The organism is Bacillus sp. CGMCC 1.60114, assembly GCF_042676365.1.
Classification (GTDB): domain Bacteria; phylum Bacillota; class Bacilli; order Bacillales; family Bacillaceae_G; genus Bacillus_A; species Bacillus_A rhizoplanae_A.
Genome location: NZ_JBHTHG010000118.1, coordinates 164,525 through 178,817, shown reverse-complemented (window position 1 = coordinate 178,817; position 14,293 = coordinate 164,525). Strand labels below are relative to the sequence as shown.

The 14,293-nt window shown below is 36.2% G+C and carries 15 protein-coding genes and 2 pseudogenes; 3 read left to right on the top strand and 14 right to left on the bottom strand.

Translation table 11 applies throughout. The annotated features are described in order from the left end of the window. Positions 1–33 precede the first annotated feature (33 nt). Positions 34–1,035, bottom strand: coding sequence for an asparaginase (gene ansA / locus ACFQZ1_RS22220; RefSeq protein WP_377884322.1), 1,002 nt, complete (start codon positions 1,033–1,035; stop codon positions 34–36). 183 nt (positions 1,036–1,218) lie between these two features. Here ansA and ACFQZ1_RS22215 point away from each other — a divergent pair, with 183 nt between their 5' ends. Next, positions 1,219–1,596 (top strand): helix-turn-helix domain-containing protein, encoded by a 378-nt coding sequence (locus ACFQZ1_RS22215; protein ID WP_377884321.1) that lies wholly within the window; start codon positions 1,219–1,221, stop codon positions 1,594–1,596. Positions 1,597–2,150: 554 nt separating this feature from the next. Here ACFQZ1_RS22215 and ACFQZ1_RS22210 read toward each other — a convergent pair. Further along, positions 2,151–2,345: pseudogene (locus ACFQZ1_RS22210) on the bottom strand (Rpn family recombination-promoting nuclease/putative transposase); the annotation flags it as partial. A gap of 320 nt (positions 2,346–2,665) precedes the next feature. Here ACFQZ1_RS22210 and ACFQZ1_RS22205 point away from each other — a divergent pair. Next, positions 2,666–3,763: a spore germination protein gene (locus ACFQZ1_RS22205; protein ID WP_377884320.1), complete on the top strand. Its 1,098-nt coding sequence runs from the start codon at positions 2,666–2,668 to the stop codon at positions 3,761–3,763. 299 nt (positions 3,764–4,062) lie between these two features. Here ACFQZ1_RS22205 and ACFQZ1_RS22200 read toward each other — a convergent pair whose 3' ends face one another. From ACFQZ1_RS22200 to alr, 3 genes and pseudogenes are all read right to left on the bottom strand, one after another. Continuing rightward, on the bottom strand, positions 4,063–4,461 hold the full coding sequence (locus ACFQZ1_RS22200) for a YrvL family regulatory protein (protein WP_377884319.1): 399 nt from the start codon (positions 4,459–4,461) through the stop codon (positions 4,063–4,065). Between the two features lie 29 nt (positions 4,462–4,490). After that, a pseudogene (locus ACFQZ1_RS22195) lies at positions 4,491–4,811 on the bottom strand (cysteine hydrolase family protein); the annotation flags it as partial. A 287-nt stretch (positions 4,812–5,098) separates the two neighbouring features. Continuing rightward, entirely contained in the window at positions 5,099–6,274 is a 1,176-nt protein-coding gene (alr, locus tag ACFQZ1_RS22190; RefSeq protein WP_377884318.1) for an alanine racemase, read from the bottom strand. A gap of 166 nt (positions 6,275–6,440) precedes the next feature. Here alr and ACFQZ1_RS22185 point away from each other — a divergent pair, with 166 nt between their 5' ends. Continuing rightward, positions 6,441–6,902 carry a DinB family protein gene (locus tag ACFQZ1_RS22185; protein ID WP_377884317.1) on the top strand — a complete coding sequence of 154 codons (462 nt, stop codon included), beginning with the start codon at positions 6,441–6,443 and terminating at the stop codon, positions 6,900–6,902. 73 nt (positions 6,903–6,975) lie between these two features. Here ACFQZ1_RS22185 and ACFQZ1_RS22180 read toward each other — a convergent pair whose 3' ends face one another. The 9 genes from ACFQZ1_RS22180 to nbaC form a co-directional block, all read right to left on the bottom strand. Then, positions 6,976–7,170: a 4-oxalocrotonate tautomerase gene (locus ACFQZ1_RS22180; RefSeq protein ID WP_377884316.1), complete on the bottom strand. Its 195-nt coding sequence runs from the start codon at positions 7,168–7,170 to the stop codon at positions 6,976–6,978. Positions 7,171–7,191: 21 nt separating this feature from the next. Next, positions 7,192–7,980: a 2-keto-4-pentenoate hydratase gene (locus ACFQZ1_RS22175; RefSeq protein ID WP_377884315.1), complete on the bottom strand. Its 789-nt coding sequence runs from the start codon at positions 7,978–7,980 to the stop codon at positions 7,192–7,194. A gap of 5 nt (positions 7,981–7,985) precedes the next feature. Further along, positions 7,986–9,011, bottom strand: a complete 1,026-nt coding sequence (dmpG, locus tag ACFQZ1_RS22170) for a 4-hydroxy-2-oxovalerate aldolase (RefSeq protein WP_377884314.1) — start codon at positions 9,009–9,011, stop codon at positions 7,986–7,988. 3 nt (positions 9,012–9,014) lie between these two features. Then, on the bottom strand, positions 9,015–9,923 hold the full coding sequence (locus tag ACFQZ1_RS22165; RefSeq protein ID WP_377884313.1) for an acetaldehyde dehydrogenase (acetylating): 909 nt from the start codon (positions 9,921–9,923) through the stop codon (positions 9,015–9,017). Positions 9,924–9,956: 33 nt separating this feature from the next. Continuing rightward, complete coding sequence (locus tag ACFQZ1_RS22160; RefSeq protein WP_377884312.1) at positions 9,957–10,736, bottom strand: 2-keto-4-pentenoate hydratase; 780 nt, start codon at positions 10,734–10,736, stop codon at positions 9,957–9,959. 70 nt (positions 10,737–10,806) lie between these two features. After that, positions 10,807–12,276: an aldehyde dehydrogenase gene (locus ACFQZ1_RS22155; protein ID WP_377884311.1), complete on the bottom strand. Its 1,470-nt coding sequence runs from the start codon at positions 12,274–12,276 to the stop codon at positions 10,807–10,809. Positions 12,277–12,288: 12 nt separating this feature from the next. Next, on the bottom strand, positions 12,289–12,747 hold the full coding sequence (locus tag ACFQZ1_RS22150; protein ID WP_377884310.1) for a RidA family protein: 459 nt from the start codon (positions 12,745–12,747) through the stop codon (positions 12,289–12,291). Then, positions 12,719–13,762 carry an amidohydrolase family protein gene (locus ACFQZ1_RS22145; protein ID WP_336480330.1) on the bottom strand — a complete coding sequence of 348 codons (1,044 nt, stop codon included), beginning with the start codon at positions 13,760–13,762 and terminating at the stop codon, positions 12,719–12,721. Before ACFQZ1_RS22145 ends, ACFQZ1_RS22150 begins: the two co-directional genes overlap by 29 nt. Further along, positions 13,747–14,286 carry a 3-hydroxyanthranilate 3,4-dioxygenase gene (nbaC, locus tag ACFQZ1_RS22140; RefSeq protein WP_377884309.1) on the bottom strand — a complete coding sequence of 180 codons (540 nt, stop codon included), beginning with the start codon at positions 14,284–14,286 and terminating at the stop codon, positions 13,747–13,749. Before nbaC ends, ACFQZ1_RS22145 begins: the two co-directional genes overlap by 16 nt. Positions 14,287–14,293 lie beyond the last annotated feature (7 nt).

Below are 14,293 nucleotides of genomic sequence, written 5' to 3'. Positions count from 1 at the left end.
ATGTACAGCCGAAAAAAACAGATGAATCCATTATCAATTATCGTCAGATTTAAGTGTTAAATCATATGCTAAAGGTGTTTCAATAATCTCTTTAATTTCTTCTAATTTATTAGTTTTTCCAAGCGTCCACATCAATTTTGCTATGATGGCTTCGGTATTCATATCTCCTGATAATATTACTTGATGCTGCGCCACTTTCCTTCCTACTTCATAGAGAAGTATATCTTCTCCTTCTTCCAAGCATTGAGTAGTAATTACTACAGCAATCCCCATTTCAGACAGTTCTTGAATTTTCGAAAGCAAGTTCCTTCCTTCAAAAGGTAATCCACCGTTACCAAAGCTTTCAATAATGATTCCTTTATACAAATCTTTTAGACAATCAAATATCTCCGGTTTTGTACCTGGATACAATTTCATAAGAAAAACATCTGTACATAAATTAGTATTTACTGAGAGTTCATTATGAATAGAAGTTGGCTTCCAATGATATTTCACTTCATTTTCATTTACTTCAGCAACATATGGATAATTCACACTTTCAAACGCATCATAACTTTTTGTTCGCATTTTAACGGCCCTTGTCCCAATAATGACCCGACCATCAAAAACAATAAACACACCGCCAACATCCTCACAGGAAAATCTAAGGGCATCAGCTACATTTTTCTTTGCGTCTGTCTTTTTAAAACTGATAGGTACTTGTGAGCCTGTTAAAACAACTGGTTTTCTTAAACCTTGAAGCATATAAGAAAGCGCAGAAGATGTATAGGCTAACGTATCTGTTCCATGTGTAATCACAAACCCGTCGTAATCATCATAATGATTAAAAACAGCATTAGCTATTTCTATCCAATGCTCAGGCTGCATATTGGTACTATCAATATTCATTAAGATTTTGCAATCTATTTCTAAGTTTTGGGATGACTTTGAAAAATAATTCAACAATTCCTCAGCTGATAATCCTGGAACAAGCCCTTCATTTCCCTCCACAGATGCAATTGTTCCACCAGTTGCAAGTAATAAAATTCTCTTCATACAAAACACCTCCATAAAATAAACAACTATACATCGTTCGCGAAATGCGTATTTATAATTATCATTATAGAACTTAATTTGAAATAATCAAGGTTTCGTATTCAATACGCGTACTTTTTTCTGTTTTTGATTATTTTCTTATGTTATAATTGATTTAATAAAAATAGATGGGGTATGAGACGAATGCTGGAACGTTTATCTGAATTAAGAAAAAATCGAAAATGGTCCTTACAAGATACAGCAGATCGACTTGGGATTGCAAAAAGCACCTATGCTGGGTATGAAAATGGTTATAGATTGCCTTCATTACAATCTTTATCCAAAATAGCAGATTTATTTGATACATCCGTAGATTATATAATAGGCCGAACTGAAAATTTACATCAAAACAAAGATGTAATTGATATTACAAAACTACTGAAAGATCCAGATCAAACACTTGCAATAGACGGAGAAGTACTATCAACTGAAGAAATAATTGACTTTATTGCTTTTGTGAGAAGTAAACGCGAACTAAGTTCCAAAAGACTAGAAAATATTTTATCAACATTTGAAAATTGATTGAATAAAGAATAAGAAAGAACGACATTGTACTCTTTAAACTTTGAAGTACTTATACAATTTATTTGTAAACGACATGTATGCGATTAGTGTGGGAATAGTATTAATCAAAATTTATTTTATTAACTTTATATTTATAGTTTACTTTTTTGTTATTTTACGTAAAAAAAGAAAAGTATCCATTTCTAAAAAGATACTTTTCTTTTTTATCTTAGTGTAAACTATGCTGTCCTAATAATTATTCCTTCCCCATTTGAAATAGGCGTCTCATAATTTCTCCACTTACAGAATAATCTTCACGTGCTGATTTCTCTGAGCCAAATATCCTCCAAATTCACTATCTGCTCCAAAACTTATTTACTCAATTACATTTAATTACAGGTGAAATTATAAACTCATTTCTTTGCCTAATACACAAGCTTCTTTTTATTTCCCGAATAAATAAACCCTTATTTAATTATGTAAAAAACACATAATTAAATAAGGGTCTTATAATGTTATAAATTCACATCAACATATCCTATCCTATGCCCACATTATTCTTCCGTTTCATAATGGACTGGTAACAATAACATCCAACGAACAAATGTATTTTCCCATGGGTTCACCTTTTCTTCACGCCTTTGTTTCACTAATTTTGGAATCTCCACAAAATGATTTTCAATATCGTCGCTTAATACTTGTTGTGTTTTAATATTTCATAATTTCTCGACTGCGTCAAATGAGTCGTAATAAGAAAATAAATGGAAATGATTTTGTGGACTGGAGCAAGCACTCTATCATTAGCTTTGGAATTAGATGAATGAAATTGAAAATAAAAAAACAGCAACTTTTATGCAAAAAATAGGGAGACATAGGGAACTATTGTGAGGCCGAAAGGCGCCGCCTTGTTTCTTGCTATCGATAATGAGCTGTTATGTAAATTCCACATGAATACAATATGTATAATTTTTGTTCTTTTTTGGAAATATAAAATTGTACGGTTTATAAGAAAAAGCATGGAATAATGAGAAATAATGAACCTTCTAAAAATAGCAATCCTGAATTATGGATAAGGAAGTGATCCACGATGATTACGAACCCAAAAGATCGTATTACAACAATTCAAACAGCTGTTATCGTTATCAATTATACACTTGGAACGGGGATTTTAACCTTGCCACGAGCATCTACAGAGAAAGTGAAAACACCAGATATCTGGTTAGCTGTAATTTTAGGCGGGCTAATAGCGATGATACTAGGCGTTATTATGGTCAAATTAGGTCAACAGTTTCCTGGAAAAACCTTTTATCAATATAGCCAAGAAATTGTAGGGAAATGGATGGGCGGGTTACTAAGTTTACTCCTTGTATGTTATTTTATAATGATGAGTGGGTTTCATACCCGTTCATTAGCAGAAATAACCAGTTTCTTTTTATTGGAAGGCACCCCGTCTTGGGCCATCGTGATGCCATTTATGTGGGTGAGTCTCTATCTAATCATGGGTGGCATAAATCCCCTTGCACGCTTGCTTGAAATTATCCTCCCCATTGCGATCGGATTTTTTTTGTTGGTTGCCTTTATGAGTTTCAAAATATTTGAGATAGATAATATCCGCCCGGTACTGGGATTGGGAATCATACCAGTACTAAAAGGAATCAAAACAACCGCTCTCTCATATACAGGTTTTGAAAGCATGTTGATTATAATGGCGTTTATGAAACAGCCAAATAAAGCAGTAAAAGCTGTTCTAGTTGGAATTTCTATCTCACTGATTATTTACTTGATAACTGTTATAATAGTCATCGGTGTGTTTTCCATCGATGGAGTGATAACAAGAACATGGCCGACGGTTGACCTCATGCGAAGTTTTGAAATACCCGGTTTGATATTTGAACGATTTGAGTCTTTTTTGCTCGCAATATGGATTATGAAAATGTTTACTTGCTTTAGCATTGGTTATTATGCTGCTTCTTTGGGACTGGCGCAACTTTTTCAAAAGAACATTTATCCATTTATATTTGGATTACTTCCGGTTATTTACATCATTTCTATGATTCCGAAAGATACTAATGACCTATTTAAATTCGGAGATGTGATGGGCAATTTTGCGTTTTTTTTATTTGGTTTACAACCGTTGTTACTTCTGCTTATCTTAAAATTGAAAAAGAGCAAGCGGTTTAATTGAAAAAAGACAAAACCCATCAGGGCTTATTACGTATGCGAATTTTTAAATAATCTACACTGATCCCCTATAAAAAGTAAAAAACTCCCCTGAAAATTTTCTAATGCAGTCTTAGCTTGATGGGCATGCGGCTGTACCCCTATATATACCTCTCTTATAACAAATAAAAAAGAGCTTTAATTCAAGCTCTTTTTAAATTAAGCAATAAATATTTCAGTTTTATATTAATCCCAAAATTAGCATGCATGCATTTATATTTTTACTTGTTCTATACTTACATTACAGATTAATAAATTAATATCTTATTTTTTAGAATTTATTTTTTCTTCCAATTTCTTAAATTCTTCACTATCAATCATAGGAGGTTCTTCATCATTCTCCTTCAATTTCCAACTAATAAAACTGCTTATCCAAGCAAATATTAACGTCCCTTGCCAGGATATTATAATAGTTTCCATAAAATAATCAATTATTATAATTAATATATATGCTTTTCCTATATCTAAAATAATTGATAGTAAACCTCTACTTGATTTTATAATTCCAACTGTTTTTAAAGCTTTCAGTATATTATCTATAATAAAAGAAAGTGGAAATTCAAGAAACAAATAAATTACAAAGAAAGTTACTAAAGATCCAAATGATTGATATTGCAAACCTAACAATCGTAATAATAAAAATTCAAAAAAAGTAATACCCATTAAGTAACAATCCCTGCGATAATTAGTTACTTTTTACCTGTTACTTCAATGGCTTTAACAAATTCTTCATTGTCCCATGCATTAATTTGTCCAGGCCGAGCTATTTTTGGCGCACCAGGAAAAAGCTCAACCAATTCTTGTATTAGCGGGCCGTTTGGTCCATTTTCAAAGCTTGTTGTTAAAATAACTGGTAAATCAAAAAACTTAGCGGTATTAGCAAGAGCCAAAACATTATTCTTAAATTCATCAACACCATAATCACGCACTAGACTGGAAATAAGACCAGTTTGATGATCCACTAGAAGAACAGCGGCATCATTTTTAGAAAGACGAGAATAGAGATCAGACATTTAATAGTCCCCCCTTAAGCTAATGTAATAGGAGAAAGTTCACATATCGGCAAATTTTTCTTAAATCTCATTCGCTTGTTACAATCATTTTCCTTTTATTGTTAAGTAATTAATTTATTTCTCAACAAAGATATTCAATATGTATACACTTCTAATCACGCTTGGAACTTACATTAAATAACAAACTTTAATAAGTTAAGGTCCTTACAAGGCGAAAATCCAATAAAAAAGTACACCACTTTCTTTAAGTGATGTACTTTTTTATTTAACAGAGTAATTCTTCCTTTTTACTTTCTTCTTAATGGATTTATAACTTCAACGGTTTTACCATCTTCTTTGTATACACGTGGAATTCTTCGGTCTAACATACACGTTACTTCATAGTTAATTGTCCCTAACGTATCAGCAATCTCTTCTACTGTAATCTCTTCATTACCTTGCGTACCATAAAAGACAACCTCATCTCCAACATGTAAAGGCATAGCTTTCGTCACATCAAGCATGAGTTGATCCATACAAATCCGCCCAATAATAGGTACTTTTACACCATTAACTAGCGCATATCCTTTATTTGATAATTGACGGCTAAATCCATCTGCATATCCAATTGGAATTGTGGCAATCCATTCATCACCTGTCGCAACGTAAGTATTACCATAACTTACACCACGCCCCTTTTTCGCATGTTTCACATGGGCTACTTTTGATTTTAATGTTAAAGCTGGTTGAAGTGAAACTGTTTTATGGTCCACTTCTTTTGATGGATACATTCCATATACCCCTATTCCAACTCGAACCATGTTTTGAAATTCATTATCTAGCTCCATTGTTCCTGCACTATTGGAGCTATGAATGAGCGGCAAATGAATCCCCATATCTTTTGCAGTATTTACAGCCTTTTCAAATAAACCTTTTTGCATAAAAGTATATGCTTTATCTACTTCATCAGCAGTTGAGTAATGTGTAAACATTCCTTCTAATTCTACATGTTTCATTTCTTTCAATTCTTGAAGAAACGGTGTCACTTCTTCTTCTTGTAAGCCAATTCTACTCATACCTGTATCAATTTTAATTTGAATACGTGCCTTCTTTTGCAGACGTTCCGCTATGCGGTCAATATTTCTTAAATCCTCAGTCCGATATACCGTCATCATAATATCGTATTCAATTGCATCTTCTACAGCTTCTTCTGGCGTATAGCCTAAAATTAAAATTGGTACAGTAATTCCTGCTTCACGCAGTTCAATTCCTTCATCTATAAAAGCAACGGCAAGATGACTTACTCCAGCTTTAATCGCTGCTTTTGCAATTTCAATAGCCCCATGACCATATCCATTCGCTTTTACTGCTGCCATCATCGCAATATTTTCATCGCTTACACGTTTTTTAAATTCTCTTACATTATGTTTTACAGCATCTAAATTAATTTCAATAATTGTATTTCTTCCGTATCTTGAAATCATTATTCTAACTCCTAACTCAATAATTCCATTCTATTTATCATTCAATAGGACATTTAACAATATAATACTTTTCATTTTCTTCGTCAAACTACAAGAATTTTCGAAATTTTTAGTATGATATAATACTCTTAAGATACTATTATAAACGGATGTGAGGAGAAATTCAATGTTTGTTCAAGCTGCACTGCACCAATTAAAATTTGGGATTGATTCTACAATACAGATGTTAGAACACGTTACTTACGATGAATTACAACATCGCCCTATCACAAACAAGCGATCCCTCTTTGAAATTTATACACATCTATCCCTTATTTGTTATGCCGATCTTCTTATTTTAAACGGGGCATCAAAAGAAGAACTACATACATTTTATTCACAACATGTACCATATACGCTTGCAGAAGTTCAGCAAACAATGACAGAAGGTTACCATCTTCTTGCTAAAACATTTCAAGCATACTCTTTAGCAGAGCTTAAAGAAACCACACATTCCTATTGGGGCGTTTCTTATTCTCGTTTCGAATGGTTACTTGAAATTGTTGCTCATTTTTATCATCATCGCGGACAATTACATACTTTATTAATAGGACATGTTAAAGATCCATTAATTCCTTTGTTTGAATGAAAAAAATGCGATATACATCTCAATAAAAAAAGCAACCAATCATACCTTCATACAAGTGGTTGCTTTTGATAAATTAGCATTCTTCTACACCGCTTTTTGGCTTTCCTCCAACACCCCAATGTGTATCAGGAATTTCAGTAACTAATACACGTACACGCTCTATATCTACTTCCAGACTTTTTACTACAGCATCTGTTACATTCATAATGAGATGCTGTATTTGCTTTTGTTCCCTTCCTTGAAGGATTTGAATTTGTACAATAGGCATATCTATCTCTCACTTTATATTTTATTTACAAAACATCGATACGCTTCCAAGTCCATCAAACTGCGCAATTATTGAATCGCCCGCTTGAAAAGCAATAGCTTCTGATAAAGCTCCACTCAGAACAATATCACCTTTTTTTAATCCTTCATTTTGCATACCCAGCTTATTCACTGCCCAAGCAATTGCTGAAGCAGGATGGCCAAGTACAGCTGCTCCAGTTCCAACAGTAGCCATCTCTCCGTTTTTAGACATAACCATTCCGACTTTTGCTAAATCTACTCGCACTGGATCAATCCATTTACTTCCTAAAACAAATCGTGCAGATGAGCAATTATCTGCAATTACATCAGGAAGCGTAAACTTAAAATTTAAATAACGGCTATCGATGACCTCTAGAGCTGGTGTTACATATTTTGTCGCTTTCATAACATCTTCCGCTGTAACATTTGTTCCTTGCAAATCTTCTCCCATAAGAAACGCAATCTCTGGTTCTACTTTCGGATGGATAAATTGGTCATACTTGACCGGCTCCCACTCCAGGGCTAACATATCACTTACTAAGTATCCATAAATTGCTTCGTTAATCCCCATCATTTGTTGTTTTGCTTTACTTGTTAACCCTAGCTTTACACCGACTCTCTTGGAACCTTCTACTATTTTACGATGCACCAATTTTTTTTGTAGTACATAAGCATCCGCTACTGTTAACTCTGGATATTGATCCGTAACCTTGACAACCTCGCGTACTTCTCGTTCTGCATGTAACAAATATTCAATAATTTCTGTATCTGCACCTCTTACAAGCACCATTTGAATTACACCTCCAATTTCGCTTTTGCTAGTTCTGCTGCTATATCAAGAATCATATCCTCTTGTCCACCAACTACTTTTCTCTTTCCAAGCTCTATTAAAATATCACGCGAGTCTATAGCAAACTTTTTCGCTGCTCGCTCCGCGTGTAATAAAAAACTAGAATATACACCGGCATAGCCCATTATAAGACTTCCTTTTTGAATTTCTTGAGGCCCCGGTAACATCGGACCAACAATGTCTTCTGCTAAATCTATCATTTTATATAAGTCTATCCCAACATCCATTCCCATCCGTTGTAAGACACTAAGCAATACTTCTGTTTGCGCATTTCCAGCACCTGCTCCTAAGCATCGTACACTACCGTCAATTCGAGTCGCCCCTTCTTCAATTGCTGCGACTGTATTAGCCACTGCAAGTGATAAATTATTATGACCATGAAACCCTATTTCAATATTTAAAGATTGGCGTAATGCACGAATGCGCTCACGAACTTCATCCGGTAATAAAGCTCCCGCCGAGTCTGTTACATACACTGCTTGTGCCCCATAACTTTCCATGAGTTTTGCCTGTTCTACAAGTTTATGAACTGGCGCTGAGTGTGCCATCATCAAAAACCCACATACTTCCATTCCAAGTTCGCGTGCGAATTGAATATGCTGCGCAGAAACATCTGCTTCTGTAACGTGCGTCGCAACTCGTACTAAACCTGCTCCTAGTTGCCTTGCTTGTTTTAACTCATGGACCGTTCCAATGCCAGGAAGAAGTAACACCGCTACAGTAGCTTGCTGACACTCTTCTACCGCTGCCTCGATTAATTTCATTTCATTTACAAGTGACTTGCCATATTGAAGCGTCGATCCCCCTAATCCATCCCCATGACTTACTTCAATATAATGCATACCAGCTTGATCTAACGCTCTCGCTACAGTACGAACTTGTTCTTCTGTAAATTGATGACGCATAACATGACTGCCATCTCGTAAACATACTTCTGTAATTTTAACAAGCTTATCCGTATTTCGTTTCATATATTACACCCCTTTCACTTCGCTAGAAATCATCTCGTTGTCTTTTGACTTCAACATATGACATGCATAATCTTCTCCTACTTTCATAGCAGCAGCGGTCATAATATCTAAGTTTCCAGCATAAGGAGGAAAATAATCACCCGCCCCTTCTACTTCTAAAAATACGGTTACACGATTCCCATCAAACATCGGCTCTTGTTTTAAGCTATAACCCGGCACGTATGTTTGTACGGTTTCAACCATTTTGTAAATTGCTTTTCGAATGACGTCTTCATCCATATGTTTTACTTCACAATATACTGTGTCTCTCATTAAGATTGGTGGATCAGCTGGATTTAATATAATTAAAGCTTTTCCACAATCAGCACCACCAATCTCTTCAATCCCCCGGCGCGTTGTAATCGTAAACTCATCGATATTTGCTCTTGTACCAGGACCTGCACTTAAACTAGCAATCGTAGCAACAATTTCTCCGTACGTAACATCTGCTACTTCATTAATTGCATGTACAATTGGAATCGTCGCTTGACCGCCACATGTAATCATATTCACATTTCTAGCCTCTAAATGTTCTCCTAAATTTACAGCAGGACATACAAACGGTCCACGAGCGGCAGGAGTTAAATCGATGGCTACTTTCCCTAATTCCCTTAAAATTTTTGCATGTCGCACATGTGCTTTCGCTGAGGTCGCATCAAATATGATATCTGCTAAACTCGGATTATCAATAAGTGCCTGAATGCCATTATCAAAAATGTCATACCCTTCTTGTTTCGCTCTCTTTAACCCTTCTGATTCAGCGTCAATGCCAATCATTGCTGTCAATTCTAGTACATCACTTCTTTGTAACTTATACATTAAATCCGTCCCTATATTTCCTGAACCCACAATCGCAGCTTTCACTTTTACCATGCTTATGCTTCACTCCTTTGCATGATTTGCATATTACGCAAAATGTACACATACCGAACCGAGAGAACCAAACTCTGCTGTAATTGTATCTCCATGAGAAACTGTAACTGCCGCTGATAAAGCTCCTGGCAAAATTAGTTCTCCTGCTTTCAGTGAAATATTAAATTCATATAATTTATTGGCTAGCCATGCGATTGCATGTGCTGGATGACCAAGAGCAGCTGCGCCAGCACCTGTTGCAATTAACTTATCATTTTTATAAAGCGACATCCCCGCTGTACGTAAGTCGACTTCATGTAAAAAAGAAAATTTCTCCCCAACAACAACTGCTGCTGATGAGCCATTATCAGCAACAGTATCTACCAGCTTAATTTTCCAATCTGTAATACGACTATCAATAATCTCCAACGTTGGAACAATGTATTTTGTCGCCATCAAAACATCTACATATGTAATGTTAGGACCGATTAAATCTTCTTCCAAGATAAAACCAATTTCAGCTTCCACCTTCGGAGAAACAAATGAATCTATAGAAAGTTTTTCTCCATTATTCACTTTCATATCATCAAGTAAATGACCATAATCCGGCTCATTCACACCTAACATCTGTTGCATTGCTGCGCTAGTCAGCCCTACCTTTTTCCCAATAATAGTCCGACCTTCCTGTATCTTCCGGTTTACAACTTCTAATTGAATTTCATAGGAGTCACGAACTGATAAATCTGTATAACATTCTGTAAAAGCGGAAATCGGTTTACAAGTACGTTCCGCTTGTATAAGTTCATCGGCTAATTTTTCTATTAAACTTCTCATCCATTGTTCACCCCATTTGGAAAACCCACAGAAAACGCTAATCCACTCCGCTTTTGTGGGCTTTCTTTCGTTAAAGTTTCATCGTAATTGTTTTTGCTTCTGTATAAAACTCAAAACTATGGCGTCCACCTTCTCTTCCAATTCCGCTCGCTTTTGTACCGCCAAACGGTGTTCGTAAATCTCGAATATACCAGCAATTGACCCATAATAGTCCGGAATCAATTCCCGAAACTACCCGCTGTGCTCGTCTTAAATCATTCGTCCAAACGACACCCGCTAAACCATAAATTGAATCATTCGCAATGCGAATTGCATCTTCTTCTGTTTTAAATGGAATAACAACTAAAACAGGTCCAAAAATCTCTTCTTGAGCCACGCGCATACGATTGTCTACATCATATAAAACAGTAGGTTCATAGAAGTTCCCTTCTGTTAATCCTTCTACTCTCTTTCCTCCGCAGGCTAATTTAGCTCCTTCAGAAACTCCAATTTCCACGTATTTATCTACTGTTTCCAAATGAGAATTTGACACAAGCGCACCCATATCTGTGTCTTCCTCAAGCGGATTACCTACTTTAATTTTCTTTACAGCTGATATAAACTTTTCAAGAAATTGTTCATAAATACTCTCTTGTACGAGCAGCCTTGATCCCGCTAAGCAAATTTCTCCTTGGTTGCGATAAATCGCCTCAATTGATCCTTGTACTGCTTCATCTAAATTCGCGTCTTCAAACACGATATTAGCTGACTTCCCACCTAATTCTAATGAGACTGGAATTAAGTTTTCCGAAGCATTACGCATGATCGTTTTCCCAGTGTTACTTTCTCCTACAAAAGAAATGCGCCGCACAGCTGCATGTGTCGTCATAGCAGTGCCCACCGTACTACCCGGTCCTGTAATAATATTAAGAACTCCTGGCGGTAACCCTGCTTCATTTGCAATCTCTCCAAGCATCACCGCACTTAGCGGTGTATACGATGCCGGTTTAATCACAACTGTATTCCCAGATGCTAAAGCAGCAGACGCTTTCCACGTCATTTGCATAAACGGTAAATTCCACGGAATAATTAAACTCGTTACACCAGCAGGTGCATATTTTGCATAAGACATTACATGGTGTTGATCATAATGTTCATGCACCATATACTTTGCCATCTCTGCAAAGAATCGAAAATTATGGGCTGCCCTAGGAATATCAAAGCCTCTACTTTCTTTAATTGGTTTTCCGACATCAAGCGTTTCAATATAAGCAAGTTCGTCTACTTTCTCCATAATTAAATCCGACATCTTACACAAAATATGCGAACGGTCTTCCACAGGCATTTTACTCCAGATACCACTCTCAAACGCACGCTGTGCAGCCTCAATCGCAAGCTTGGCGTCCTCTTCACTTCCTTGTGCAACTGAAGCAAGCTTTGTATTCGTTGCCGGATTTAACGTATCAAACGTTTCACCCGAAATAGCATCGATATATTTCCCATCGATAAACAGCTTAGCGTCTTTTACATTCACCTTTTCAGCTAACAGTTCCTTCCTCACAAAGCAGGCCCCCTATTCTGCAACTTCTAAAATCATTTCGATTTCAATCGCTGTATTATTTGGTAACTGTGCCATTCCGACAGCTGAGCGGGCATGTTTTCCACTTTCTCCAAATAGTTGTACAAGTAAATCTGATGCTCCGTTCATGACTTTTGGCTGCTCTGTAAAATCTTCTGTACTATTTACAAAACCGAGAAGTTTTACAACCCGTTTTACTTTGCTTAAATCACCTAACTCTTGCTTAACAACACTTAGTAAATTCAGCATTGATTGCTGCGCAGCTTTATATCCTTCTTCCACTGTCAAATCTCTTCCTAACTTTCCATGGTACTGATCGACACCTTGACCAGCTGTAAACAATAACTCTTTCACTCGCACACAGCTGACATAGTTCCCAACAGCTGGTCGAAGTGCCGGTAACATAAGACCGAGTTCTGCTAATTTATTCTCTGGTGTTTGCACTTTCTGCATAAACAACACCTCTTCTTTTCATATCAATATTTAAAAACTGAGCAGCATTTCCACCTAACATCGCTGCTTTTTGTTCTGCTGTTAATTCCAGCGTCTCATCGATTACTTTTCCAGGATGAATCTCGCGAAGTAAAAATGGATAGTCAGAACCCATAAAAATTTTCTCATGACCAAACCGCTCGATCATGTACTTAATATTAATTGGATCATAGTTTAAAGAATCAAAATAAAATTTCTTTGCATAATAACTTGGCGGATATGTTGTGAGTCTTAAATGAGGCCATACATGCCATCCTTGGTCTAAACGAGGAAGAATGTAAGGAAACGATCCACCTCCATGAGCAAAACAAATTTTCAATTTAGGAAATTTCTCCATAATACCGCTCCACACTAGAGTAGCAGCTGCAAGGGCTGTTTCACTTGGCATCCCTACTGTATACATGAAATTGTGATGCGGCATTCTGTCACGGCCAAGCGTTTCCCATGGATGAATAAAGATTGGAACTTGCCATTGTTCTGCCATTTGAAAGAACTCAATAAATGACGGATCGTCTAAGTTTTTACCATTCACATTCGTACCAATTTCAATTCCATGCAGTTTTAATTCTGTTACACATCTTTCCATCTCTCGTATTGCAGTCGGACCATCTTGCATAGGAACTGTTCCTAAACCTACAAAACGATCTGGATATTGTGAAACGGTTTCTGCTATAAAGTCATTTTGAATACGAGCCATTTGTTCCGCTTCATTTGGATTTGCCCAGTATGAAAATGTAACTGGAATCGGAGATAAAACTTGAATATCCACGCCTTCACGATTCATATCTTCGATTCGTTTTTCTGGACACCAGACTTGATCTGTAACATCGCGGAAGTTTTTCCCTCCAACCATAATGGAAGCTCCGCACGTACAAGTACGCTCCAATATCGGCCAACGTCCTCCACCAAATTTTTTTTCAAAATCCGGAAATGTTTCAGGGATAATATGTGTATGAAAATCTATTCGCACTTCCATTCCTCCACTTCTTCCGGCATAATATGTCCGCAATTTTTGCATGCACGAATTTCCTTATTAGAATTAAAGCTATAAATAGCTTCCTTTACTTGTTTTTCAATATCCTCTAATTGCACACGTACACGGTGCATTTCATGATTACATTTATCACAGAACCAAACAAAATCTTCTAATTCCCCTTGTTTGCGTTTTCTTTCAATTACAAGACCGTACGTATTTGCAACTCGATGAGGTGAATGAGGCACCATAGCTGGCAACATAAAAACATCACCCTCTTTTACCGTTACCACTTCACGTTTGCCTTCCCCAGTAATACATTCCACATAACAATCCCCTTTAATTTGATAAAAGAATTCATCAGAAGGATCGACATGGAAATCACGTCTTCTATTTGGACCACCTATAATCATTGCAATAAACTCTGAATCTTGCCATATGACTTTGTTATTTACTGGTGGTTTTAATAGTTCTTTATTTTCATCGACCCATTTTAATAAATTAAAAGATTGTAATATTCCTGACATTCTTATT